Raw genomic sequence first — 25235 nt, 5'->3', positions numbered from 1 at the left:
CGGGGGGCCTGGCCCCCTGGTAATCCCTGCCCCGGCCACCCCCCCGGCGGCCACCCCCCTGTTGTGGGCGCCCTGCGATGAACAACCGGCCGCGGCCCCCCCCTACCCCGCCGCCCCCCCGGCGGTGTCACCCCCGTTGCTGGTTGTCCCTCCGAGCTCAGGCGGTGACGGTCTGCTGTTCCCGCTGGAGTTCCAGGGCGATGTCGATCAGCTGGTCTTCCTGACCGCCGACCAGCTTGCGCTTGCCGGCGCGGACGAGCATTTCCGCGGCGGACACGCCGTAGCGTTCGGCCTGGCGCTCCGCGTGGCGCAGGAACGACGAGTAGACGCCAGCGTAGCCCATCATGAGGGCCTGGCGGTCGAGCAGGCATTCCGAGGGCATGGCCGGGCGGACCACGTCTTCGGCGGCGTCGGTGACGGCGAAGAAGTCGACGCCGGTCTTGATGCCGAGCTTGTCGCAGACGCCGATGAAAGCCTCGACGGGGAGGTTGCCGGCGCCCGCGCCGAAGCGGCGGGCGGAGCCGTCGATCTGGGTGGCGCCGGCGCGGACGGCGTACACCGAGTTGGCGACGGCCAGGCCCAGGTTCTCGTGGCCGTGGAAACCGACCTGCGCGTCATCGCCGAGTTCGGCGACCAGGGCGGACACGCGGTCCGTAACCTGGTCCAGCACAAGGGCTCCGGCCGAGTCCACGACGTACACGCACTGGCAGCCGGCGTCGGCCATGATGCGGGCCTGCTTGGCCAGCAGCTCGGGGGTGGTGGAGTGCGCCATCATGAGGAACCCGACGGTCTCCAGGCCCAGTTCCCGGGCGAGGCCGAAGTGCTGGATGGAGACATCCGCTTCGGTGCAGTGCGTGGCAATGCGGACGATGCTCGCGCCATTGTCCTGGGAGATCTTGATGTCTTCCTTGACGCCCACACCCGGCAGCATGAGAACCGCGATCTTGGCCTGCGCGGCGGTCTCCGCGGCGGCCTTGATCAGTTCCTGCTCCGGGGTTTTGGAGAAACCGTAGTTGAACGAGGAACCGCCGAGGCCGTCACCGTGGGTCACCTCGATGACCGGCACGCCGGACGTGTCCAGGGCCGCGACGATATCGCGCACCTCGGTGACGGTGAACTGGTGCCGCTTGTGATGGGAGCCGTCCCGCAGCGAGGTGTCGGTGACGCGCACATCGAGTTCGCCCGAGAAGGGCTTCAGCACAGTGCTCATGGGTCGAATCTCCTTACACCCGAGCCGAGATGATCTGATCCGCAAGGACATCGCCCACCTTGGTGGCGGCGGCGGTCATGATGTCCAGGTTGCCGGCGTAGGGCGGCAGGAAGTCGCCCGCGCCCTCCACCTCGACGAAGATCGAAACCTTCGCCATGCCACCGGAAATCACCGACGGATCGTCGTACTGCGGTTCGTTGAGCAGCCGGTAGCCGGGCACGTACTCCTGGATGGACTTCTCCATCTCGTGGATGGACGCGGTGATGGCCTCGCGGTCGGCATCCTCGGGAATGGCGCAGAAGATGGTGTCGCGCATGATCATCGGCGGTTCCGCCGGATTGAGGATGATGATGGCCTTGCCGCGCTGCGCACCGCCGATGGTCTCAACGCCTTTGGAGGTGGTCTTGGTGAATTCGTCGATATTGGCGCGGGTTCCGGGACCGGCCGACACCGAGGACACCGACGCCACGATCTCCGCGTAGGCCACCGGCACGACCCGCGACACCGCGGCCACCATCGGAATGGTCGCCTGCCCACCACAGGTGATCATGTTGACGTTCGGCGCATCCCGTAGCGAATCGAGGTTGACCGGCGGAATCACGGCCGGCCCCACCGCAGCGGGGGTGAGGTCGACCGCGCGGATGCCCGCGGCCTCGTACTTGGGCGCGTACGCCCGATGCACGTACGCCGAGGTGGCCTCGAACAGCAGATCCGGCTTCTCCGGCAGCGCCAGCAGCCAATCCGCGCCCTCCGCCGAGGTTTCCAGCCCGAGCCCGCGAGCCCGCTTCAGGCCCTCGGAATCCGGGTCGATGCCGATCATCCAGCGCGGCTCGATCTTCTCCGAGCGCAGCAGCTTGTACAGCAGATCGGTGCTGATATTGCCGGACCCGACGATCGCGGCGGTGACTTTGCTTGCAGCCACGGCTTTCTCCCTTGTGCGGTGATGTCAGTGTCAGCTGAAGGACAGCCGGACGGAACCGAGTCCGGCGAACTCGGCGGTGAAGTCGTCGCCCGGGCGGGCGTCGATGGCGCGGGTGCAGGAACCGGGCAGCACGATGTCGCCCTTCTTCAGGCGCACCCCGAACGAGGCGACCTTGCGGGCCAGCCACGCGACGGCAATGGTCGGATCACCGAGCACCGCATCGCTGCGGCCCTCGGCGACCACCTCGCCATTGCGGGTGAGGACGGCGTCGATCTTCTTGATATCCAGCTCATCCGGCGCGACGCGCGCCGGGCCGAGCACCCAGCCGGCGGAGGAGGCATTGTCGGCGATGGTGTCGCACAGCCCGATCTTCCAGTCCTTGATACGGGTGTCGATCAGCTCGATGGCGGGCGCGTAGGCGACGGTGGCCTTCAGAACATCTTCTTCGGTGCAGTCCTCGCCGGGCAGATCCGCGCCGAGCACGAATCCGACCTCGACCTCGACCCGCGGGTAGAGGTACTTCGACGTATCGACCGGAACGTTCTCGAAGACTTCCATCTCGGCGAGCAGATGCCCGTAGTCCGGTTCGTCCACGCCCATCATCTGCTGCATGGCCTTCGACGACAGGCCGACCTTGTGGCCGATGACGACGGCGCCGCCCGCGATTCGCCGGCGCATGTTCACCAGCTGGATCTCATAGGCATCGACCACGTCGATATCCGGATGCCGCGCGACCAGCGGGTCCAGCGGCACCCGATCGCGCTCGGCCACGGCGAGCTCATCTGCCAGTTCACTCCGAAGCGCGTCGCTCAGCACGCTGCCTTCCTTCCACTAGAAACTGAAACGAGTTTTTGTGAAGAACATCGCGTCAGCGGTCCTATCTGCCAGACCAACATAGACCAAACCAGGATTGATTCTATAACGTGTTCTACATGACTGATCGGGATTACGACGTGGTGGTGGTCGGCAGCGGTGCCGCCGGTATGACCGCCGCCCTCACTGCCGCGCACCGCGGTCTGCGCACGGTGCTCATCGAAAAGGCCGCGCACTACGGTGGCTCGACCGCTCGCTCCGGTGGTGGCGTCTGGATTCCGGGCAACAAGGCGCTGCGGGCCTCGGGCCGTCCCGACGACCGCGAGGACGCGCGCACCTACCTGTACAACATCATCGGCGATGTGGTGCCGAAGGAGAAGATCGATACCTATATCGACCGCGGCGCAGAGGCTTTCGACTTCGTCCTGGACAACACCCCGCTGCAGATGAAGTGGGTGCCGGGCTACTCCGACTACTACCCGGAGGCGCCGGGCGGCCGCGCGGAGGGCCGCAGCTGCGAGCCCAAGCCGTTCAATCTCAAGATCCTCGGCGAGGAGCGGCGCAATCTGGAGCCGCCGTACAGCAAGGCGCCGCTGAACGTGGTGGTCATGCAGGCCGATTACAAGAAGTTGAACCTCATGCGCCGGCACCCGATCGGGTTCGCGACCGTCCTGCGGGTCGGCGCGCGCTGGGCCTGGGGCAAGGTGTCCGGCAAGGAACTGGTCGGCATGGGCCGCGCCATTATCGCCGGCATGCGCAAGGGCCTGCAGGACGCGAATGTGCCTGTGCTGCTGAATACTCCGCTGACCGGGCTGGTCATCGAGAACGGTGTGGTCACCGGGGTCGAGGCCGAGCAGAACGGCGAGACCGTCCGCTTCACCGCCAAACACGGCGTCATCCTGGCCAGCGGCGGCTTCGAGCGCAATGCCGATATGCGGCACAAGTACCAGCGCGAACCCATTACCGCCGACTGGACCACCGGCGCGCTCGCCAATACCGGCGACGGCATTCGCGCGGGCATCGACGCGGGCGCGGCGCTGGACTTCATGGAGGACGCCTGGTGGGGTCCGACCACGTTCCAGGGTCCGGGCCGGACCTGGTTCTGCCTGGCCGAGCGGAATCTGCCGGGCAGCATCATGATCAACGAGCAGGGGCGGCGCTTCGGTAATGAGTCCGCTCCTTATGTCGAGGCCGTGCACACCATGTACGGCGGCGAATACGGGCAGGGTGAGGGTCCGGGCGAGAACGTGCCGTGCTGGCTGGTCTTCGATCAGCGCTACCGGAGTCGCTACATCTTCGCCGGGTTGCAGCCTGGCCAGCGGATTCCGTCCCGCTGGATGGAAAACGACCTGATCGTCATCGCGCCCACCCTGGCCGAGCTGGCCGAGAAGATCGGAGTGCCGGCCGATAACCTGGCCGCCACCGTGAACCGCTTCAACGGCTTCGCCGAGACCGGCAAGGACGAGGACTACGGCCGCGGCGACAGCGCCTACGACCGGTATTACGGCGACCCGACCATCAAGCCCAATCCGTGCCTGAACAAGCTCGAGGTCGGCCCGTACTACGCGGTCAAGATGGTGCCCGGCGATCTCGGCACCAAGGGCGGCCTGGTCACCGACACCACCGCGCGCGTGCTGCGCGAGGACGGCTCGGTGATCGAGGGCCTCTACGCCGCGGGCAATACCTCCGCGCCGGTCATGGGCCACACCTATGCCGGGCCCGGCGCCACCATCGGCCCGGCCATCACCTTCGGCTATCTGGCCGCTCTCGATATCGCCGCCAAGGCGGAGACCGCCGGCCCCGCCGAGCAGAAAGCCTCCTGAACCGTCCCAACCCGGTTCAGGAACGGGTTGGGCGCGAGTTCAGGTCACGTGGGACCCGCGCCCAACCCTCCCAGCCAATCGAACAGCGCGCCGCGCCCGGCCGTCCCGGCGAGCGGACCGCGGCTTGCGCAGACGCGCGCGAGCGCCGCACTCTCGAACCGAGCGGGTTCGCATCGTGGGTGCCGTCCACCGATCTCACCGAGGAGAACTTCATGCCCATCGACCTGAATATCGCGCTCGGCGCGGCGCTTCCGTCGCGGGAGTTCAGCTGGACTCCCAGCGATGTGCAGACCTACAACCTGGCGCTGGGCGGCGGTGCGCGCTGGACCGATCCGGCCGAACTTCGCTATCTGGACGACCGGAATCCGCAAGTGCTGCCGTCGTTCGCGACCGTCGCGCCGTCCTTCCACGAGACCGAGCCGCCGCAGGTGAAGTTCCCGGGCATCGATATCGATCTGGCGAAGGTCGTGCACGGCAGCCAGGAGATCGTGGTGCACCGCCCGATTCCCGCCTACGGCAAGGCCACCACCACCGGTCGCATCACCGATATCTGGGACAAAGGTTCCGCGGCGGTCGTATGGCGCGAGGACACCGTGGTCGGCTCGGATGGCGAACCGCTGTGGACCGCGCGCTCGTCCATCTTCGCCAAGGGCGAGGGCGGGTTCGGTGGCGCGCGCGGCCCCGCCACGAAGGTCGAATTCCCGGACCGCGCACCGGATTACGATGTGCTCACCCCGACGCTGCCGCAGCAGGCCCTGCTCTACCGCATGTGCGGTGACCGCAATCCGCTGCATTCGGACCCGGAATTCGCCCGTAATGCCGGGTTCCCCAATCCGATTCTGCACGGCCTGTGCACCTACGGCCTGGTGCTGAAGACCGCCACGGATACGGCACTGGACTCGGATGCCGCCCGGGTCACCGGTTTCCGCGCCCGTTTCGCCGGTGTGCTCTACCCGGGTGAGACCATTCGCAGCCGGATCTGGCGCGGGGACGGCGAGCTCACCATTGCCGCCACGGTCGTGGAACGTGAGGACGCGCCGGTACTCGCCGACGTCGCGCTGAGCTTTTCGGCCTGATTCAGGCCAAAAAAACGGGGCCGTGGCCGAATTTCGGTTGCGGCCCGGTTTGTTATGTCTGATTTGGGCCATTTTCGGGCCATTCTGTCCGCCCTGATCTAGACCTTGACCGATACCCGGCCACGATTCGCGCGCGCGAATTGGCCCGGCGACTGTCCCTTCCAGGCCCGGAAGGCGGAGGTGAAGGCGGAGACGCTGGCATAGCCGAGGCGCACGGCGGCCTGTTCCACGGTCATTCCGGTAATGAGCAATTCCTCGGCGAGCAGGCCGACCGTCTCGGTGGTGAGCTCGCGGAAGGTGGTGCCCTCATCGGCCAGGCGGCGGCGCAGGGTGCGGACGCTGATATCGAGTTCGGCGGCAATGCGGGCCTGGTCGGCCACGCCGCCGCGGCTGATGAGCAGCTGGCGGACGCGGCCGCTGACGCCCTGGCGGCGCTTGCGGCGCTGCATGAGGTCGGCGCACTGCTTCTCGTAGTAGCGTGCGGTGGCCGCATTCGCTTGCGGCAGTTGCAGATACTGAATGCTGGCCGGACCGGTGACCACCGATCGGGGCGCGTTGAAGACGACCTCCTCCACCCCGAGCATGGCGCCGAACATCTCGTAGACCGGATGCGGCGGGAAGGCCACGGCCACCCGGGACAGCGGCGGGCGCATGGGCATGACGTCCTGCTGAATGGTCCAGATGGCGGCCACATCCCGCTCCACCGCGAAACGCCGCAATTCGGGCGGGACGTGGGTGTCGTCGCGAATGATGGAGACCTCCTGGTCGTTCATGACCAGGGTGTGGCGGGCGACGGTGAACGACAGGTCGGCGTAGCGCAGCGCCATCTCCACGGCGTCGCGCACGGTATTGCAACTCATCAGGGCGAATCCGAGAACGCCCAGGCTGGGCGGGTGGCAGAGCAGCCCGGCCATCAGGCCGACGCCGGGCTCATCGCCCACTCCGGCCACGACATTGCGCATCAGGGCCAATTCCTGTCCGAGGGTGATCTCGGCGGTGGAGTCCACCAGATCGGCTTCCCGAATGCCCGTCTCACGCAGCACCGTAGCCGTTTCCAGCCCCCGGCCGGTGGCGAAGTCGACCAGCAGCGCCGCGCTGGTTATGGAGCGCAGTTGTGCCTGCCCGTCGGTCACCTTGTCAATCGTCGCAAACTTTCGGCGTATGCGGACCCGAAACGGCTGGCTAAGTTGCTGGCGGAGGCCGAAATTCGCCTGTTTCTGACCCATGACGCGCTGGCCGAAGTAACGTCTCGAGCCATACGGTGAATATCTAGCGAACTACATCCAATTGAAACCGATTGACTGGAGAAGGTGAACAAATGGCCGCCTGGCAAGTGTTCACGGCCACCCTTGCAATGCTCGCGATAATGGCGATCACCGTCATGAGCCTGCACCATCCCACCCGCGATCCGGACCGGCTCTCCGTGGACCGGATTCGCGAACGAATCAGCAACGAGCGCAATACATCTCCCGATCCCGAACCCATCTCCAACGCCTGGTCGCACCTGGCTCCCGAGGAGCCCTTCGGGGTGAGCGAGGCCCATCGCACCATGCAACAGCACCGCCGGTGCCCGGTCACCGAATGCGCCCGCAAGGCCGCCGCGTTCCGGGCGCTCATCGACGCCGGGCGGATCAAACCGACCCGCATGCCACCTGCCCTCCAGTAACCGGAACTACCCGTCTGACCTGCAATGCGGTTGGACGGGCCGCCCGCCCCGCCGGTCGCCCTCCGGCGGGGCGGGGCGATTCCCTGATTCGCTACAAGGTTGCCCGTGCACGTGCATCTGCGCTTACCGTTCGCCCGCGGTCTGCTGCCGCCGATCCGTGCGGCCCCGGGTTACCGTGGCGGACCGGGGATTTGCCCGTCCGGCGGCCCGGGTCCGGCCCGCGCAAACTCTCGAACGCACGATGCCGAATCACCAGCCGGAGAGATAGCCGGGTGGGACCGCCGGCACCAGCCAGACCCCATTGGTGCTGACCCGGAATTCGTGACCGTCGCGCACCATGGCGGCGGCATCGACCATGAGCACCACCGGCTTCCCGCGCCGCCCGCCCACCTTCACCGCGGTGTCCAGGGCCGCGGAGAGGTGAACCGCGTGCCGGCGCATGGGCTTCAGCCCCTCGGCGCGAATACCGGGCAGGGCCGCGGCGACCGTGCCGTGGAAGAGGGTGTCCGGCGGCGTGCTGAGCGGATAGTCCAGCTCCACATTGATGCTGTGGCCCTGGCTGGCGCGGATGCGGGTGCCGGTGGGGTCGAATTCGAAGCGGCGCTTATCGTTCCTCACGACCACTTCGTCCAGTTCGGGACGTGTGAGGACACGGCCGCCCCGGGCCAGGGCCGACAGCAGTTCGGCGACCTCGACCCAGCCCGCGGCATCGAGCTCGAGCCCGATCTCGCCCGGCGCATGCCGCAGGTGATACGCCAGCCGCTTGGAGGTCTTGATCAGCTGTGCGTCGTTCATGCGCAGAGTCAATCAGGGCGGCGGGCGGATTCGAAACGAATTTTCACTCGGCCGGTGTGTCCGCGACCGGCCGCGGCGCGTGGGCTCGGTCGTCGGCGAGACCGCGAATGATCCAGGCGTACAGCAGGATCACCGCGATCGGAGCCGCTACGGGTATCCACGCGAGACCGGCGGGCAGCAGGGTCGCGGCGCCGGCGGCCACGGTGAAGACGAGGGCTCCGGCCACCGAGGGGCCGGTGGTGGGCACCACGCCCACCGGAGCCGAGACCGTGGCCGTATTCAGCAGATACGTGGTCGCGACCAGACCGATGGCGCCCGCCACCAGCGCACCGGTATCGGCAATGGTGAGCACGGTGAGCGCCGCCAGGGCCGCACCGACCGCGGCGGCCCGCCAGCGCCAGCCCGCGACCGCGAGCAGCAGCACCGGAACGGCCGCCCAGGGCTGCACCAGTGCGACGCCGAGGGTGAGCAGCAGGCCGGACAGGACGGCGAGGAATCTGGTCATCGGCGCACCCGCACGGTGCGACGGTGTTCGGGCAGCAGCCGCATGACCTGATCCAGGCGCGCGTCCTCCGGCCACGGCACGATATCCACGCCCACGGTCCCCATATCGCGATACATGGAGGTGCGCTCCAGCTGCCACATGCGCGCGAGAGTGGAGTCGAGTCCGTCGCGGAACGGCGGGCCGCGCAGCACGTCCACCACCACGACCACGTGCCCGCGCTTGCGCAGATCGATGAGCGCCAAGGCGAATTGGGTGTCCAGCAGGGTGGAGAAGGCGATCACCACCGCGCCGATGGGCACGGCCGCGTGCGGGGCGAGCGTGCCGGAGGTGCTGATGTGCTCATCGCCGACATCGAGCACGGTGTCGACGATGCGATAGAACTGGCGGCGACCGATATCGGGCCGCAGCCAGCGCGGCGCACGGCCCAGGCAGACCACCGCGGTGCGGTCCCCCGCCTGCAGGGCCGACTGCGCGACCTGCGCGGCGCCCCGCACCGACAACTCCAGCGAATCGCTCGCGGGGCCGGGGGCCTGCAGCGAAGTGTCCACCAGCACAACCACATCCGCCGCGCGGTTGGTGAACCGCTCGGTCACGAAGAGCCGCCCGCGCCGCGCGCTCACCCGCCAGTTCACGGTGCGTAGCTGATCGCCGGGCGCGTACGCGCGCACATCCGCGAACTCCACGCCCGGTCCGTGCCGGCGCGTCAGATGCGAGCCGATGCGCTCGGGAAGATCGGTGCGCGGCAATCGCATTCGCTGCGGATCGGTGATCGGGTACACGTACACCTCGCCGGCGGGCAGCCATACCGACGCCACCGCCAGCCCCGCCGGACTCAGCGCCGTCACCCGCACCGCCACCGGATACCGCCCCCACCGCGGCGCGGACAGCGCCACCCGCAATCCGGCCGGGGCCGGACCGGAATCCACCGCCTCCTCCACCCGCGACTCCATCCCGGGCACGTCCCCCGGATGCAACCGCAGCAGCGCGTGCCCGCTCTCCACGAACGCGGCAGCGGTCAGCACCACCTCCTCGGTCTCGAAGCAGCGCAGAATCCCGGCGCCATCGACCTGAATCCGCGTGCGCGACTGCTGCAATGGCGCGGTTGCCAGCACCCCGAGCATGGGCGCGGCGAACACCACCAGCTGCCACTGCCCGAAGACCACCGCCAGAACGAGGGCGGGAGCCGACACCGCCGCGAGCATGAACACTAGCGGCGCCGGACGCCAGCGCAGTTCCGCCTCAATCGCGGTGGACGTGTCGCGATGCCTCATGCGCACCCCGCATCTCGCTCACCGCGCGCCGCACAGCGATGGCGCCGGGGCGCGGGTCCCGGCCGCCGGAACCCGGGTTGCGTTGCGGACCGGCCGATCTCGGCAGGCCCGGGAGGCCCGGCCAGGACGGTAGCCGCTACCTCACTGGTAGACAACGCAGGTGCGCCCGGCACGCGGTTGCGGCACCCGGCACCGGACCGGCCCGGGGCCGGTCGTGACCGAGTGTGCCGAAGTCTCATGCGCGTCTCATCCTGTGCCCGTGGGCTTCTCACGCCGTGGTGGCGCGCGGGACCGGCAGGCGGCGCAGTAGTTCGCCGATCACGTCCTCGCCGCGGATGCGGCGGACCCACATCTCCGGGCGGAGCGTGATGCGGTGTGCCATGGCCGGAATGGCCAGGGCCTTCACGTCTTCGGGGACCACGTAGTCGCGATTGTTGAGCAGGGCGCGGGCGCGGGCCATCTGGACCAGGTCGAGTTCGGCGCGGGGGCTGGCGCCCACCTCGACCTGGGGGTGGCCGCGGGTCGCGGCGGCCAGCGAGACCACGTAGCCGACGACATCGGGGTGGACGGTGACGTATTCGACGGATTGGCGCATCTCCATCAGGCCGTCGGCGTCGACCACCTGACCGACCTGCGCCGGTTGCGCGCCGCGTTCCAGGCGGCGCCGGATCATCTGCATCTCATCGGATTCGGAGAGATAGCCGAGGCGCAGCTGCATGGCGAAGCGGTCCAGCTGGGCCTCGGGCAGCGGATAGGTGCCCTCGTACTCGATGGGGTTGTCGGTGGCCATGACGATGAAAGGCTGTGGCAGCGGGAAGGTTTCGCCGTCGATGGAGACCTGCCCCTCGGCCATGGCCTCGAGCAGCGCGGCCTGGGTCTTGGGCGGGGTGCGGTTGACCTCGTCGGCCAGCAGCATATTGGTGAAGACCGGCCCGCGGCGGAAACTGAAACGGCCGGACTGCATGTCGTAGATGGTGGAGCCGATGAGATCGGCGGGCAGCAGGTCCGGGGTGAACTGCACGCGAGTGAAGTTCAGGCCGAGCGCGGCGGCGAAGGACCTGGCAATGAGGGTCTTGCCCAGCCCGGGCAGATCCTCGATGAGAATGTGGCCGCCGGACAGCACCGCGATCATGATCAGCTGCAGCTCGTCCCGCTTGCCCACCACCACCCGCGACATTTCGCGCAGCACGGCATCGGTCCGCTTGATGGTCACGTCCATCGGTGAGGTCATGTCGTATCTCGCATCTCGTTCACATGTTCTGGAGGCGGCGCAGGATCTCGTCCAGGGCCGGTCGGCCCGGGGCCCGGCCGACCTGATCGCGCAGCGCCGAATTCGCGGGATCCACCCAGCGCCACAGTTCCGGTCCGAACTGCAGCATTCCGGCGGCCTCGTGCGCGCGCCGGTTCTTGGCCATGCGATGTCCGCTGGTCAGCTCGAATTCCTTGGCCAGCAACGGCCGCAGATGCCGATCCCAGTCGGCGCGCGAGCCATCGGCCCGATCGGCCAGCATCTGGGCGCGAGCCTGCCAGCGGTGCAGCATTTCGGCCGGGCCATTGTCGATGTCGTGATCCGCGAGCCCGTCCTCGCGGAGCCGGCGATCGCGTTCCACCAGCGACCACAGCAGCAGCGCCAGCGCACCGGCCACCGGGATGCCGGCCACCGGCAGCAGGGTGGCGCGCTCATTGCCGAAGGCCAGCAGCTCGAACACCACGACCAGGACCAGCCCGCCCACCACGATAGCGATCCGATTCATTGCCGGTCCCCCCGAAACTGCGGCCGGACAGCCACGGCGCCACTGCTTTTCATGCCGCCTGCCCTTGTAGATCAGCCAATACGATACGCAGCAGCTGCTCGGCCCGCATCCGCTGCCACTCCAGCATCGAATGCGGGCTGAACCGCGCCTCCTCGAACAACGCCACCAGCTCGCGCGCCGAGGCATCGTGCAGGAAGCCGCGATCGAAGGCGCGGGCCAGGACCTCCGACGGCGTGTCCGAGGCCAGCGGCGCCACCTCCCGGGCGGTCGACAGGCCGCGTTCCATGGCGACGTAGCAGGCGATGATGGCCGTGCGCGGATCCTGGCCGGGCGCGGTCATGGCCGCCAGGCCCATGGCCGCCACCTTCGCGAGGGATACCGCCTCGGTGGGCTTGGCCGGACCGAACTGTCCGGCCACGGGCGGCGGGCGGCGCGCGGCGGTCACCGCGACCACCACCAGGCCGATCAGGGCGACCAGCACCAGCACGGCCGCGCCGATGGCCACCAGCAGCAGCGCGGTGCCGCCCAGCGGCGGTGCGGATATCGGCGGCTCACCCGGCGGTGGCGGCGGCGCCGACTCCAACGTCGTGGAGGCCGGCGCCTGCGGAGCGATGGTGGCCTGTTCCTGGCCCGGACCGACCAGGTACACCGAGAGGGCCGCGGCGGCCACCAGCACGATCGCCGCCAGGCCGATCAGGGCGATCAACGCGATCCCGCCGAGCCGCCACGCCCGCCGATCCGGGCGGCGCTGCGGTTCGGGCAGGGCCAGCGGCAGATGGTGCTGGCTGTTGATCACCCCGGCCACCAGGATCACCGCCGAGACCAGCAGCAGCACCGGCATGAGCGCCAGCGCCACCGCGGACGGGGTGTGCGGCGCGGACGGCCCGCCGGTGCCGGGAATGTGCCCGCGCAGTGCGACGACGGCCAGCACGAGCAGCGCGATCAGCCCGATCGCGCGCGTTGCCACCGTCCCCACCCCAGTCACGAGCGCTCCCAACCAGAGTTCCGCACAAATCAGGCACATAGTTACATGCCGATCGGTCCGCGAGGACGGAAATGGCGAACACCGGTTACATACACATCACGATCACGCGGTGCGGCGCACCCGGGCTCGCAATCGCGTGAACGCCGTGGAATCGGCCAGAGCGCGCGCCGATCGGTCGCGATCGCGCCCGGCCGGCTCCGGCCCCGGCTGGGCCGGAGCCCGCAACGGGGTGACTTTGCTTGTGCCCGAAGGAGATTCGACGAGTCGCCCGAGAGCGCGGAAGTCCCATCCGGCGGCCAGCCACGGGGCCGGATCGAGGGTGTTGCGCGCATCGATGATGACGCCGCCCCGCGCCACCGAGCGCAGGAAAACCGGGTCCAGTTCCCGGAATTCGCGCCATTCGGTGAGGTGCAGCACCACATCGGCCTCGTGCAGGGCCGCCGCGGCGGTGGCGGCGTAGACCAGCTGCGGCGCGATGGCGCGGGCCGGACCCGTTGCGGCCGGATCGAATACGGTCACCTCCGCGCCCGCGGCCCGCAGCCGCACGGCCACATCGAGGGCGGGCGAATCGCGCACGTCATCGGAGAGCGGTTTGAACGCGGCGCCGAGCACGCCGACGCGGCCCACCGGCCGCGCGCCCGGACCGCGCAGCAGCGCCAGGGTTTCCGCCACCACGCGCTCACGGCGGCGCAGGTTGATGGCATCCACATCGCGCAGGAAGTCGACGAACTCCCCCGCGCCGAGCTCGCCCGCGCGCGCGATCAGGGCGCGCACGTCCTTGGGCAGGCAGCCGCCGCCGTACCCCAGTCCGGCGCCGAGGAATTTGCGGCCGATGCGGTCGTCGTAGCCGAGCGCATCGGCCAGCAGCGTCACGTCCGCGCCGGTGATCTCACACAGTTCGGCCATGGCGTTGATGAACGAGATCTTCGTCGCCAGAAAGGCATTGGCGGAGACCTTGATCAGCTCCGCGGTGGGGAGATTGGTGACCACCACCGGGGACCCCGCGGCGATGGGCGTCGAATACACCTGGCGCAGCGCCCATTCCGCGTCCGGGCTGGTGACGCCGAAGACCAGCCGGTTGGGGTGCAGGGTGTCGTGGACGGCGTGGCCCTCACGCAGGAATTCCGGATTCCAGGCCAGATCCACCGAGATGCCCGCGGGCGCGAGCTCGGCGATGCGGGCCGTCAAGGCCTCTGCCGTGCCGACCGGCACCGTGGACTTGCCGACGATCAGGCAGTTGCGGGTCAGATGCGGCACCAGGCCGTCCAGGACCATATACAGCTGGGACAGATCGGCCGCCCCGGTCGCGCTGGGCGGCGTTCCCACACACAGGAAATGGATATCGGCGAAGTTCGCCGCCTCCCGCAGCGAGGTGCCGAACCGCAGCCGGCCGGTCTCGACGTGACCGGACAGCAGTTCGGGCAGGCCGGGCTCGTGGAAGGGCACGGTGCCCTCCGAGAGCGCGGCCGCCTTGGCCGGATTGTTGTCCACGCCGAGCACGTCGAAGCCGAGTTCGGCCATGCCCGCGGCGTGGGTGGCGCCGAGATAACCCGTGCCGATGACGGAGATGCGGAGCATCACGAGGCCTCCTTGGAGAGCGGTCCGCAGTCGGGAAGCGAACGCGTGGCGCGTTCGGCGATGACCTCGCGGTAGTGGCGGATCAGCAGATCGTTGACGGCCGACCAGGAGCGGTCCCGCACGCTGCGGTGCGCGGTGGCCGCGGTCTGCTCGCGCAGCGGCCGGTCGGTCACCAGGCGGCGGACCAGATTCACCATGGCCTCGGCATCGCCCGGGGGATAAAGGAATCCGGCGCCGGGCGCGACCACGTCGATCGGGCCGCCCGCCTTGGGAGCGACCACCGGGACGCCGGAGGCGAGCGCTTCCTGCGCTGCCTGGCAATAGGTTTCGTGGCGGCCGGTGTGCACGAAGACATCCAGCGAGGCATAGGCCGCGCCCAGTTCGTCACCGTGCAGGACGCCCAGGAAGGCCGCCTCCGGGAGCAGTTTGCGCAACCGCTTCTCCTCCGGGCCGCCGCCGACCAGGACCAGCCGCACACCGTCCACCTCGCGCAGGTGCGCGAGCAGCTCCAGCTCCTTCTCGGGCGCCAGACGGCCGATGTAACCGACGAGGGCTTCGCCATTGGGGGCCAGGCGCTTTCGCAGCTCCTCCGACCGGCGGAACGGCCCGAACTGCTGCAGATCCACCCCGCGCGGCCAGCGCGCCAGCCCGGGGATGCCCATCAGCTCCAGCTGGCGCAGGCTCGCGGTGGACGGCGCGAGGGTGCGGTCCACCTGCAGGTGGATGCGCCGGGTGAGCGCCGCCATGGTCCGGACGCCGCCGGGCAGGTCGTAGCGCTCGGCGAAGCCGACCAGGTCGGTCTGGTAGATGGCCACCGTCGGCACATCGAGTTCGCCCGCCACCCGGGCGGCCTGATAGCCGAGCGTGGCCGGGGAGGCGATGTGCACGACATCGGGCTCGAATTCCCGGATGACGCGGCGCAACCGCCGGCGCGTTTCGAGGCCGATGCGGAAGTCGCGATAGAACGGCAGCCGGGCCCCGCGCACCACGTGCACCCGGAATCCGGCGTACTTCGCGGGCCCGGTGGGCGCCAGCAGCACCGCTTCGTGGCCCTTGGCGGACAGGTGGTCGAGCACCCGGCGTACGGAGTTGGTGACACCGTTGACCTGGGGAAGAAAGGACTCGGCGACGACCAGCACCCGCAGCCGGGTGCTCGGGATGCTCGGGTTCCGCGGCGCGGAACCTCCAGCCTGCTCACGGATTCGCATCGTTCCCCTCCGGTTCGGTGCTGCCTCCTCTCAGCAAGGTAGGAAGTGGCTCGCAACGTAAGACCCCCTGCGCGTGGACGGGACGTGAACCGTGCCTGTCGATCAAGGAGGCATGTTCACCGAGGTGTCGCCGGGTCGTCGCACGCATGTCCGCCAGGCGTTTTATGGGAGGACCGCGGCTTGCGGGACCGTCAATTCGCTCAGCCGGCTGACGGTGCGGTACAGGTCGGGGACGCGCGGGACCTGCTCGCCGAGCTCGGTGAGCGGGACCTCCGCGTACACGGTGAGATCGAGATCGGCGTCGTAGAGGACGTCGACCAGGTTCACGAAGCGCATGACCCAGTCGGCCGGGACGGTGTGCGGGGCGGGCACGCCGCACAGGGTCCAGTGCCGGAACCGCCGGGCGAGTTCGAGGAAGTCGGCCGCCGAGACCGGGATTCCGCAGATCTCGGCGAAATCGACGACCAGCGTCTCCTCGTCGGCGCGGCGGGCGCGCATGCGGCGGTGGGCGATCGGCACCTCGGCGAGTCCGGTGACGGCACACTCGCCGACCGCATACCGGCCCGCCGCGAATCCGGTGTGCCGGCCGCCGAGGCGGCGGTAGTCGACCGGGCCGTTCACCGACAGCACGTCCAGGTGCTCGAGAATCCGCGCGATGGTCGGCTCGAAGAGGTGATGGAACAACGGGTTCGGCAGCAGCTGCTCGGGTGCGTAGTTCGAGGTCACCACCAGCGTGATGCGCCGGGCGAACAGTGTCTCCAGCAGCCGGGCGACCAGCGTGGCATCGCCGGAGTCGTGCACGTGGAATTCGTCGAAGCAGACCAGATCGACCCCGCCGAGCAGTGCGTCCACCGCCGCGTCGACGGTCCCGTACTCGTGGATTCCGGCATTCAGCTGTGCGAAGAAGCTGTGAAAGTGGAACCGCCGCTTATGTTTCGACTCCACCTGCGCGTAGAACCGGTCCATCAGCATGGTTTTCCCGCGCCCCGGCCCGCCGTGCAGATACAGCCCGCTCGGCTTGCGGCCCCAGCGCTTGCCGACCCGTGCGGCGATATCCGCCAGCCGGTCCGCCGCGATCCGCTGGTCGTGGTCCAGAACGATGTCCCGCGTATCCACAACAACCTCCTCCGCCCTCTACATCCGTAGAGCACCTCTATAGTTGTAGAGGATTACGCGGCCGAGGAGGACCGAAGGTGACCACTTCCACATCGGATCGGCGCACGCTCATCGTGGACAGCGCCATAGATCTCATTGCCACCCGGGGCCTTCGAGCCCTCACCCACCGCGCGCTGGACACCGCCCTGGAACTGCCCGCGGGCTCGACGTCCTATTACTTCCGCACCAAGCGCGCCCTCATCGAGGCCATCGTCGACCGCATCGCGACGCGCTCCCGCGCCGACTTCGCCGCAACCCGCGACACCGCCGGACCACCGGTCACCGACCCCGTCGCCATAGCCCACGGCATCGCGGTCTGGCTGGATCAGCTACTGGCACAACGCCGTAACCATCTGATCGCCCGGCACGCACTCATCATCGATCAACTCGGCGATGCAGCCCTGCACGCGAAACTCACCGCGAGCCTGTTCTCCCACCGCCACGCCACAGCGCTGTTCGCTTCCCTGAACGCCACCGCCCCCGACACCGCGGCGGCGGATTTCATCGCGATCATCGAGGGCCTGGTCTTCGACCGATTCGCCGGAGCCAGAACCCATCTCGCCCCGAACACCGCGGAGAGCATCGCCCAGCTGACCGCGGTCCTCACCATCGCCCTCAGCAGCTTTGCGTCATCCGAATATCCGGCCACGGCGGCCGCCGCAGCAGCGCCCCGGTCACGAAGGCAGCGGCCAACAATCCCGTAATCGTCCCCACGGTGGCCGCGATCAACCCGGTCCGCGCCTGAATCAGCCCGATCCGATCCTCGGCCGCCTCCCACTTCACCTCGCTCCCGTGCACCACGAAGACCCCAACCGGCCGCGCCCCGGTGTACCCGACGGCCGACACCGTAATAACCGTGGACCCCTCGGGCGTCTGATACGGCTCCCCGTAAACCAGCGCACCACCCAGCGCCTTCTCGTCCATTACCTCACGCAGGTTCACGACGTCCCCCTCGGTGTGTTCGGCTGTCTCCCAACCAACTTACGCCGCGAGTTGCAGTGCCAGGGTGGCAATCGCGGGTCCCATGTAGAGCAGCGGGAACGGCAGCGTCTTGTACGACCGCGCCCGCAGGATCGTGATCACGGCCCCGCTGAAGTACAGGATCAGCCCGATGGCGGCGGCGATCCCGATCGCGGGAATGAAGAACCCGACCACCAGTCCGAGCGCCCCGGCGCCCTTGGCGAGCCCGAGCAGATTCCACCAGCTCTCCGGAACTCCGTAGTCCCGCAGCGGGTCCACCACGAACGCCTGCTTGGCGATGATCGAATACGCCGAGAAGCCGATCCAGAGGGCCGTGACGACTCCGACGATGTAGTAGGCGGTGTTCATTGAAATCCGTGTCCTTCCAAGCGGGTTGAACCGTGTACGCCTGGAGGACGACATAGGTCCCGCGGGTGTGACATCCCGCCCGAACGGATGCGGATTTCAGTTGGCGGTGAGGACCAGGCCCGAAGTGGGGACGCCGGTGCCGGCGGTGACGACGATGTGCTCGAGGCCGTCGACCTGGTTGACCGAGGTGCCGCGGATCTGGCGGACGCCTTCGGCGATGCCGTTCATGCCGTGGATGTAGGCCTCGCCGAGCTGGCCGCCGTGGGTGTTGAGGGGGAGGCGGCCGCCTACTTCGAGGGCTCCGTCCTGGATGAAGTCCTTGGCTTCGCCGCGGGCGCAGAAGCCCAGTTCCTCGAGTTGCATCAGGACGAAGGGGGTGAAGTGGTCGTAGAGGATGGCAGCCTGCATATCGGCCGGGCGCAAACCGCTCTGGGCCCAGAGCTGGTCGCCTACCAGGCCCATTTCGGGCAGGCCGGTCATGGCGTCGCGGTAGTAGGAGGTCATGACGTACTGGTCGGCGCCGGAGCCCTGGGCCGCGCCCGCGATGAGGGCGGGCTTGTGCGGAAGGTCCTTGGCGCGTTCGGCGCTGGTGACCACGATGGCGACGCCGCCGTCGGTCTCCTGGCAGCAGTCGAGCAGGTGCAGGGGCTCGGCGATCCAGCGGGAGGCCTGATGCTCCTCCAGGGTGATCGGCTTGCCGTAGAAGTGAGCGGCCGGATTCACCGCGGCGTGCTTGCGGTCGGCGACGGCCACGCGGCCGAAATCCGCACTGGTGGCGCCGTATACGTGCATGTAGCGGCGGGCCACCATGGCCACCTGCGCGGCCGGGGTGCCCAGGCCGTGGGTGTAGGAGAAGGCGTTGTCGACGCCCGAGGAGGTCGGATTGCCGGTGGCCAGGTGGGTGGCGAACTGGCCGAAACGGTTTCCGGAGCGTTCGTTGAAGGCCCGGTAGGCCACCACCACATCGGCGATGCCGGTGGCCACCGCCATGGCGGCGTGCTGCACGGTGGCCGCGGCCGCACCGCCGCCGAAGGGGATGTTGGAGAAGAACTTCAGGTTCGGGATGCCCGCCGCCCGGGCCACGGCGGCCTGGGTATTGGTGTCCATGGTGAAGGTGGTCAGGCCGTCCACGTCGGCCGGTGTCAGCCCGGCGTCCGCGAGGGCGGCGGTGACGGCCTCGGCGGCCAGGCGCAGTTCGCTGCGGCCGGAGTCCTTGGAGAAATCGGTGGCGCCGATGCCGGCGATGGCGGCGCGGCGGCTCAGGGCCGTCACTGGTGTGCCTCCTGCAGGGAGATGACGGCTTTCGCCGAAATATGGTCGCCGAGGCTGTCCTTGCCGATGACCTCGACGGTGATGTCGCCGCCGTCGACGGCGATCACCGTGCCGGACAGGGTGAGGGTGTCGCCCGCGTACAGCGGCACGCCCAGGCGCAGCGCCAGGGATTTCACAATGGCGCGCGGGCCCGCCCAGTCGGTGACGAAGCGCTGCACCAGGCCGGTGTCGGTGAGGATATTGACGAAGATGTCCTTGGAGCCGCGCTCGACCGCCTTGTCGCGGTCGTGGTGCACGTCCTGGAAATCACGCGTGGCCAGTGCGGTGCTGATCACGAAGGTCGGATCGGCGTGAATCACCAACTCCGGCAAGACGGTTCCGACCCGCACAGCGGCGGGCTCGATGGTCGCTGTCATCGCACGGCCTTCCAGTAGGGCACGGTGTTGTCCTCGTCGAGCTTCTCGAAACCGGCCTCGACGGCCAGCCCGACCTCGACCTCGGCCGGGTCGATGCCGCGCAGCTCACCCAGCATGCGCACGCCCTCCTCGAGCTCGACCAGCGCGATCACATACGGCAGTTGCCGCCCGGGCACCTTGGGCGCGTGGTGCACGACGAAGCTGAAGACGGTGCCGCGACCCGACGCCACGACGTAGTCGGTCTGCTCCGACTTGTCCTTCCACAGCGCGGGCACCGGCGGATGCCGCAGCGTGCCGTCCGGCATTTTCTGAATGCGCAGCTCACCGAGCTTCGTTCCGTCCCAGAAGAATTCGGTGTCCTTGGAGACCGTCGGCCGCACCCGCTTGGCGAGATCCTCGGCGCTCGGGGTGTCCCCGGCCGGTTCGGCGGTCTTGGGAGCCGCTGTCCCGGGCGCGAATTTCAGCATGCGGAACAGCATTTCGGTGACCAGTTCCTCGCCCACGTACCAATTGGTGCGGTAGGTGGTGAACCAGCCCTCGCCGAGCCCGGTCCGCTTGGGCCCCACCAGCTCCTCGATCCCGGAGCGCACGGTCACCCGCTCGCCGACCTGCAGGTAGCGGTGGTAGATCTGCTCGCAGTTGGTGGCGACCACCGAGGTGTACCCGGCCGCGTCGAAGAGCTTGTTGGTCTGCTCCATCGGATCGTCGTCCGCGCGTTTGCCATTGAGCCCCAGCATGGTCCACACCTGCGCCATGGCGGGCGGCGCGACAATGCCCGGATGCCCGGCCGCGCGGGCGGCGTCCTCGTCCACATAGATGAGGTTGGCGTCGCCGAGGGCCTCGACCCAGTTGTTGATCATGGGCTGATTGACCGGATCCCGGCCCACCCGGGGCGCGGATTCCCCCGCCGCCTTGATCTTCTCGATCGCCGCGCGGATCTCGTCGGCGGTGCTGCTCTGCGTCACTGTGACTCCTATCGGGGGACGCGCGGCAACCGCAGGCCCATTTGGGCGATGAGCTCGCGCATGATCTCGTTGACGCCGCCGCCGAAGGTGATCACCAGATTCTGCTTGGTACGCCGGTCCAGCCAGGTCAGCAATTCCGCGGTCTTCGGATCGGCGGGATCGCCGAAGCGCCCGACGATCTCCTCGGCCAGCCGGCCGGCCTGCTGCACCGCCTCGGTGGAGTACACCTTGGTCGCGGAGGCATCGGCGATGAGCTCCGCCGGAGCGGTATCGGGCCGTTCCATATTCGAGGCGACCTGCCAGTTCAGCAGCTCGTTGAGCCGCACCATGGCGTGCAGCCGGCCCAGCGAGCGCCGCACATCGGCCTCGCCCAGCACGCCCTGGCGCTGCGCCCATTCGCGCACCCGCTCGTAGAGCTGCTCGATCTTGCCGGACGGTCCCAGGCTCACCCGCTCGTGATTGAGCTGGGTGGTGATGAGCTTCCAGCCGCCGTTCTCCTCGCCGACGATCATGTCGGCGGGTACCCGGACATTGTCGAAGTAGGTGGCATTGGTGTGGTGCGCGCCGTCGGCCGTGATGATGGGCGTCCACGAGTAGCCCGGATCCTTGGTGTCCACGATGAGGATCGTGATGCCCTTGTGCCGCGATTCCACCGTGCCGGTGCGCACGGCCAGCCAGATGTAGTCGGCCTCGTGCGCGCCCGTGGTGAAGATCTTCTGCCCGTTGACGATCCAGTCGCCATTGGCGTCGCGCACCGCGGAGGTGCGCAGCGCGGCGAGATCGGTGCCCGCCTCGGGCTCGGAGTAGCCGATGGCGAAATGAATGTCGCCGGTGAGGATTCCGGGCAGAAACTTCCGCTTCTGCGCCTCGGTCCCGAACGATTGCAGGGCCGGGCCGACGGTCAGCAGCGTGACCAGCGGCACCGGCACGTCCGCGCGCACGGCCTCGTTGTAGAAGATCTGCTGTTCCAGCGGGCCGAAACCCTGCCCGCCGTACTCCTTCGGCCAGCCCACTCCGAGCCGGCCGTCGGCGCCCATCCGCTTGACCACGGCCCGGTAGGCGTCACCGTGCCGGTTCACCAGCATCTCGGCCTCCTCTTCGGGAGTGACGAGACCGGCGAAGTACGAACGCAATTCGTCGCGCAGCTGCCGCTGTTCGGCGGTCAGTTCGATGAACATCTGGCTCCTAGACGATCCAGCCGGAACGATTCGCCGCCCAGCCAGCGCGCGATGTCCTTGGCCTGTGAGTAGTAGCGGTGCAGCGGATGGGTCACGTCGACGCCGATGCCGCCGTGCAGGTGATGGCATTTCTGCAGGGCCGCCGGCAGTTCCGAGGCGACCGTGTAGGCCAGCACGTCCAGGTCGTCGTCGGTGCGCTCACGGTGCGCGGCGCTGACGGCGTCCCCACCGTTCGCCACCGGCAGTTCCTGAGCGAGTGCCCAGGTGGCCGAGGCGGCGGCCGCGTGCAGGGTGCGCGAGACCACGTACACATCGGCGATCTGCTGGGCCACCGCCTGGAATTCGGCGAGCGGCTTGCCGAACTGCTCACGGGTGCGCACATGCTCGGCGGTCAGCGCCAGCACGCCTTTGAGCAGTCCGTCGGCGACCGAACCCAGACAGGCCAGGGCCAGCCGGTGCAGTTCGGTGAGCCCGCCGGGCAGCAGGTGCTCGACCGGAATCTGCACGGCGTCCAAACGCAGCGAGAACTCCGGCACCCCATCGGAAGTCGGCGAGGCGGTGCGGGTGATGCCCGGCGCGTCACCGTCGACGACGGCAATGCCGGCCTCGGTCGGCACCAGGATCCAGCGCGCGGTGTCGGCATAGGGCACCGCGACCTTCTGCCCGCTGATCCGCACCGTGGCGCCGTCGGCCACGGCCGTGGTCTCCGGCTTCACGGTGAACGGCGCGCCCGCCTCGTGCAGCGCCGCGGTGAGCACAGCGCCCGTGGCGACGGCCGGGAACACCTTCTCCGCCAGGGCATCCGGGACGCCGATGGCCAGCAGCGGCAGCACCCCGAACCCGAGCGTACTCAGCGCCGGGGTCTGCACGGCATCGGTCGCCAGTTCGGTGAGCATGGCGCAGACCTCGAGCAGACCCATCTCGTCACCGCCGAAGCGTTCCGGTAGTGGCACCGCTAGCAGGCCGCTGTCGGCAATGACCGGCCACAGCGCGATATCGCGCGCGCTTTCGCGTTCCAGCAAACTTACGACAACCTCGGCGACAGCGTCCTGGCTCTCGTCCCTGGTGAAGTCCAATTCCATGCTCCCGGTTGTGGTGTGGGTTAGCCGTGCGATTCGCGGGGCAGCCCGAGGATCCGTTCTCCGGCAACGGTCAAGAGAATCTGCTCGGTCCCGCCGGCAATCGACAAACAGCGTGTGAGCAGGAATTCTTTCACCAGGTCGGTTTCCAGGGCGCCCGCCACACCAGACAATTCGACGGCGAATTCGGCCACCGCCTGCCGGTGCCGCACACCGACCAATTTGCGCACGCTGCTTTGCGGGCCGGGATCACCGCCGGCAAGCAGTTTTTGTGCGGCGCGAGCGTCTAGCAAAGTTCCAGCAATTGATTCGGAGATGAGCCCTCCGAGTCGGTCGGCCACCAATTCCGCACCCGGACCCGAGGTCGGCGCGGCGGCGATCAGGGCCTCCAGCTCCTGGCCGATTCCCTTGCCGCCCATGGCGACCCGCTCGGCCGACAGGGTGGAGCGGGCGATCTTCCAGCCATTGCCCAATTCCCCGACCAAGCATTCGTCCGGAACGAAGACATCATCGAGGAAGACCTCGTTGAAACGCGCCTCACCGGTGATCTCCACCAGGGGCCGGATATCGATGCCCGCGCTCTTCATATCGACCAGGAAATAACTGATGCCCTTGTGCTTGGGCGCCCCGGCATCGGTGCGCGCCAGGCAGATACCCCAGGTGGCCCGATCGGCCAGCGAGGTCCAGACCTTCTGGCCGCGCAGCCGCCAGCCGCCCTCGACGCGTTCGGCCGTCGTGCGCAGCGCCGCCAGATCCGAACCGGCCTCCGGCTCGGAGAACAGCTGGCACCAGATCACCTCGCCGGTCAGCGTCGGCCGGGCGTAGCGCTCGATCTGCTCGGGCGTGCCCCACTGCAGCAGGGTGGGAATCGCCCAGTTGGCAATGGCGAGATCCGGCAGGTCGATACCGGCCCGGCGGATCTGGTCCTCGATCCAGGTGCGCTGGATCGGGCCCGCGCCCCGGCCGTACGGCGCCGGCCAGTGCGCGGCCAGCAGGCCGGAGGCGGCCAGCGCGGCGCGCTGTTCGGACTCCGGGAGCGCGGCGATATTGGTCAGTTCGGCGGCCAGCACCGCGGCCTCGGCCGCGTTCAAACCGACGGCATCCCAATCCGGTTCGCCGTCCCCGGCCGGGGAACCCAGGTCCACGCCGACGGTGCGGCGCACGCCCGCCTGCGTCAGCTCGGCGACCCGGGCGCGCCAGCGCGCGGAACCGCCCAGCAGCTGCCGCGCGGCGGTGGCCCGGCGCAAATACAGGTGCGCGTCGTGCTCCCAGGTGAAACCGATTCCACCCAGCACCTGAATACAGTCCTTGGCGGTCTCCACCGCGGCGTCGAGTGCGATGGCCAGTGCGACGCCCGCGGCCAGCCGCAGTTCCGCACTGCCGGTGTCGGCGGCATGCGCGGCATCGGCGGCCACCGCGCGAATCTGTTCGGCCCGGCACAGCATCCACGCGCAAATGTGTTTCACCGCTTGGAATTCGCCGATCTTGCGCCCGAATTGTTCGCGCACCTTGGCGTATTCGGTGGCGGTTTCCAGGCACCAGCCCGCAATGCCCGCGGCCTCGGCGGCAATCAGAACGGCGGCCAGATCGAGCACGTCCTGCGCCGGTTCGAAGATGCGATCCGGAGTTACAGCAACATTCGCGCACGTGACATTCGCGAGCGGCGTGCTGCGGTCGATCGCGTCCAGCGGTTCGACCCGCAGGCCCGCGGCGTCCGCGTCCACCAGGCACCACAGTCGCCGGTCACCGTCCCGCACCGGGACCAGCACCGCGACACCCGGGGCGGCGCCGAGCACCGAATCCCAGGAGCCGGAAAGGCTGAGACCGGATTCACCCGCCGATATTGCGATTTCACCCCCGAGGGCGACGCCGCACGGCGTATTCTCGTCGAGCATCTCGCCGGCAACGAGTCCCGCCAGCGCCGTCGAGAGCACGGGTCCGCCGACGAGATCATGCGCTGCCTGCTCCACCAGAACAGCGAGATCACCAATGGACCCACCCGCACCGCCGGCCTCTTCCGGAACCGCGACCCGGAATATCCCGAGATCGGCCAGGCGCGACCAGTATTCGCGCCAATAATCCGGTGCACCTGAACGCAGTGTTGCAATTGGGCGCACCGCGGCAGCCCATCCGCGCATCGATTCCTGAACGGCTTTATGCTCGTCAGTGGTGGCTATGGTCACACTCCATACCGCCTTTCCGGCGTGACTTCCACTCCTAGAACATGTTCTAATG

At 68.6% G+C, this 25235-nt stretch carries 25 protein-coding genes; 4 read left to right on the top strand and 21 right to left on the bottom strand.

The window, feature by feature from the left end; all coding sequences use genetic code 11:
• Positions 1–157: 157 nt before the first annotated feature.
• Genes dmpG through ACFVIV_RS00600 form a run of 3 tightly spaced genes read right to left on the bottom strand, consistent with a single transcriptional unit; the run spans position 158 to position 2948 of the window.
• On the bottom strand, positions 158–1210 hold the full coding sequence (dmpG, locus tag ACFVIV_RS00610) for a 4-hydroxy-2-oxovalerate aldolase (protein WP_379192391.1): 1053 nt from the start codon (positions 1208–1210) through the stop codon (positions 158–160).
• A 13-nt stretch (positions 1211–1223) separates the two neighbouring features.
• Complete coding sequence (locus ACFVIV_RS00605) at positions 1224–2132, bottom strand: acetaldehyde dehydrogenase (acetylating) (protein WP_379192389.1); 909 nt, start codon at positions 2130–2132, stop codon at positions 1224–1226.
• A 30-nt stretch (positions 2133–2162) separates the two neighbouring features.
• Positions 2163–2948 (bottom strand): 2-keto-4-pentenoate hydratase, encoded by a 786-nt coding sequence (locus tag ACFVIV_RS00600; protein WP_379192387.1) that lies wholly within the window; start codon positions 2946–2948, stop codon positions 2163–2165.
• 107 nt (positions 2949–3055) lie between these two features.
• Here ACFVIV_RS00600 and kstD point away from each other — a divergent pair, with 107 nt between their 5' ends.
• Together kstD and ACFVIV_RS00590 are read left to right on the top strand one after the other, a co-directional pair.
• Positions 3056–4768 (top strand): 3-oxosteroid 1-dehydrogenase, encoded by a 1713-nt coding sequence (gene kstD / locus ACFVIV_RS00595; RefSeq protein ID WP_379192385.1) that lies wholly within the window; start codon positions 3056–3058, stop codon positions 4766–4768.
• 212 nt (positions 4769–4980) lie between these two features.
• A complete protein-coding gene (locus tag ACFVIV_RS00590; RefSeq protein WP_379192383.1) occupies positions 4981–5844 on the top strand; it encodes a MaoC/PaaZ C-terminal domain-containing protein in 864 nt (287 codons plus the stop codon).
• A 98-nt stretch (positions 5845–5942) separates the two neighbouring features.
• On the opposite strand, the gene ACFVIV_RS00585 is transcribed toward ACFVIV_RS00590, so the two are convergent.
• Positions 5943–6977: an AraC family transcriptional regulator gene (locus ACFVIV_RS00585; protein WP_379192381.1), complete on the bottom strand. Its 1035-nt coding sequence runs from the start codon at positions 6975–6977 to the stop codon at positions 5943–5945.
• Positions 6978–7162: 185 nt separating this feature from the next.
• Here ACFVIV_RS00585 and ACFVIV_RS00580 point away from each other — a divergent pair, with 185 nt between their 5' ends.
• On the top strand, positions 7163–7510 hold the full coding sequence (locus ACFVIV_RS00580) for a hypothetical protein (protein WP_379192379.1): 348 nt from the start codon (positions 7163–7165) through the stop codon (positions 7508–7510).
• A gap of 249 nt (positions 7511–7759) precedes the next feature.
• Here ACFVIV_RS00580 and ACFVIV_RS00575 read toward each other — a convergent pair whose 3' ends face one another.
• From ACFVIV_RS00575 to zapE, 9 genes are all read right to left on the bottom strand, one after another.
• On the bottom strand, positions 7760–8305 hold the full coding sequence (locus ACFVIV_RS00575) for an RNA 2'-phosphotransferase (RefSeq protein WP_379192375.1): 546 nt from the start codon (positions 8303–8305) through the stop codon (positions 7760–7762).
• Between the two features lie 43 nt (positions 8306–8348).
• On the bottom strand, positions 8349–8810 hold the full coding sequence (locus ACFVIV_RS00570; RefSeq protein ID WP_379192373.1) for a hypothetical protein: 462 nt from the start codon (positions 8808–8810) through the stop codon (positions 8349–8351).
• Entirely contained in the window at positions 8807–10081 is a 1275-nt protein-coding gene (locus ACFVIV_RS00565; protein ID WP_379192371.1) for a DUF58 domain-containing protein, read from the bottom strand. The genes ACFVIV_RS00570 and ACFVIV_RS00565 overlap by 4 nt, the downstream gene beginning before the upstream one ends.
• A gap of 268 nt (positions 10082–10349) precedes the next feature.
• Entirely contained in the window at positions 10350–11312 is a 963-nt protein-coding gene (locus tag ACFVIV_RS00560; protein ID WP_379192369.1) for an AAA family ATPase, read from the bottom strand.
• Between the two features lie 19 nt (positions 11313–11331).
• On the bottom strand, positions 11332–11835 hold the full coding sequence (locus tag ACFVIV_RS00555) for a hypothetical protein (protein ID WP_379192368.1): 504 nt from the start codon (positions 11833–11835) through the stop codon (positions 11332–11334).
• 49 nt (positions 11836–11884) lie between these two features.
• On the bottom strand, positions 11885–12802 hold the full coding sequence (locus ACFVIV_RS00550) for a DUF4129 domain-containing protein (protein WP_379192366.1): 918 nt from the start codon (positions 12800–12802) through the stop codon (positions 11885–11887).
• 120 nt (positions 12803–12922) lie between these two features.
• The gene (locus ACFVIV_RS00545; protein ID WP_379192364.1) at positions 12923–14398 is read right to left on the bottom strand and encodes a UDP-glucose dehydrogenase family protein; all 1476 of its coding nucleotides are present in this window, start codon (positions 14396–14398) and stop codon (positions 12923–12925) included.
• On the bottom strand, positions 14398–15543 hold the full coding sequence (locus ACFVIV_RS00540) for a glycosyltransferase family 4 protein (RefSeq protein ID WP_379193097.1): 1146 nt from the start codon (positions 15541–15543) through the stop codon (positions 14398–14400). Before ACFVIV_RS00540 ends, ACFVIV_RS00545 begins: the two co-directional genes overlap by 1 nt.
• A 225-nt stretch (positions 15544–15768) precedes the next feature.
• A complete protein-coding gene (gene zapE, locus ACFVIV_RS00535) occupies positions 15769–16722 on the bottom strand; it encodes a cell division protein ZapE (protein ID WP_379192362.1) in 954 nt (317 codons plus the stop codon).
• A gap of 77 nt (positions 16723–16799) precedes the next feature.
• Here zapE and ACFVIV_RS00530 point away from each other — a divergent pair, with 77 nt between their 5' ends.
• Positions 16800–17465: a TetR/AcrR family transcriptional regulator gene (locus ACFVIV_RS00530; protein WP_379192360.1), complete on the top strand. Its 666-nt coding sequence runs from the start codon at positions 16800–16802 to the stop codon at positions 17463–17465.
• On the opposite strand, the gene ACFVIV_RS00525 is transcribed toward ACFVIV_RS00530, so the two are convergent.
• The 8 genes from ACFVIV_RS00525 to ACFVIV_RS00490 all read right to left on the bottom strand — a co-directional run bounded on the left by ACFVIV_RS00525 (position 17377) and on the right by ACFVIV_RS00490 (position 25183).
• Positions 17377–17703 (bottom strand): hypothetical protein, encoded by a 327-nt coding sequence (locus tag ACFVIV_RS00525; protein ID WP_379192358.1) that lies wholly within the window; start codon positions 17701–17703, stop codon positions 17377–17379. The two genes, ACFVIV_RS00530 and ACFVIV_RS00525, sit on opposite strands and share 89 nt — an antisense overlap.
• A gap of 39 nt (positions 17704–17742) precedes the next feature.
• Positions 17743–18090 carry a DoxX family protein gene (locus ACFVIV_RS00520; protein WP_379192356.1) on the bottom strand — a complete coding sequence of 116 codons (348 nt, stop codon included), beginning with the start codon at positions 18088–18090 and terminating at the stop codon, positions 17743–17745.
• A 96-nt stretch (positions 18091–18186) separates the two neighbouring features.
• A complete protein-coding gene (locus tag ACFVIV_RS00515) occupies positions 18187–19362 on the bottom strand; it encodes a lipid-transfer protein (RefSeq protein WP_379192354.1) in 1176 nt (391 codons plus the stop codon).
• Positions 19359–19778: a MaoC family dehydratase gene (locus tag ACFVIV_RS00510; protein ID WP_379192352.1), complete on the bottom strand. Its 420-nt coding sequence runs from the start codon at positions 19776–19778 to the stop codon at positions 19359–19361. Before ACFVIV_RS00510 ends, ACFVIV_RS00515 begins: the two co-directional genes overlap by 4 nt.
• Complete coding sequence (locus ACFVIV_RS00505) at positions 19775–20743, bottom strand: bifunctional MaoC family dehydratase N-terminal/OB-fold nucleic acid binding domain-containing protein (protein ID WP_379192350.1); 969 nt, start codon at positions 20741–20743, stop codon at positions 19775–19777. Before ACFVIV_RS00505 ends, ACFVIV_RS00510 begins: the two co-directional genes overlap by 4 nt.
• A gap of 8 nt (positions 20744–20751) precedes the next feature.
• Positions 20752–21921: an acyl-CoA dehydrogenase family protein gene (locus ACFVIV_RS00500; RefSeq protein WP_379192348.1), complete on the bottom strand. Its 1170-nt coding sequence runs from the start codon at positions 21919–21921 to the stop codon at positions 20752–20754.
• The gene (locus tag ACFVIV_RS00495; protein ID WP_379193096.1) at positions 21906–22997 is read right to left on the bottom strand and encodes an acyl-CoA dehydrogenase family protein; all 1092 of its coding nucleotides are present in this window, start codon (positions 22995–22997) and stop codon (positions 21906–21908) included. The genes ACFVIV_RS00500 and ACFVIV_RS00495 overlap by 16 nt, the downstream gene beginning before the upstream one ends.
• A gap of 26 nt (positions 22998–23023) precedes the next feature.
• Positions 23024–25183 (bottom strand): acyl-CoA dehydrogenase, encoded by a 2160-nt coding sequence (locus ACFVIV_RS00490; RefSeq protein WP_379192346.1) that lies wholly within the window; start codon positions 25181–25183, stop codon positions 23024–23026.
• Positions 25184–25235 lie beyond the last annotated feature (52 nt).

This window comes from Nocardia sp. NPDC127526, from assembly GCF_042672265.1.
GTDB lineage: Bacteria > Actinomycetota > Actinomycetes > Mycobacteriales > Mycobacteriaceae > Nocardia.
Note: the sequence above shows the minus strand (reverse complement) of the source record. Positions and strands in the feature narration are given on the sequence as shown.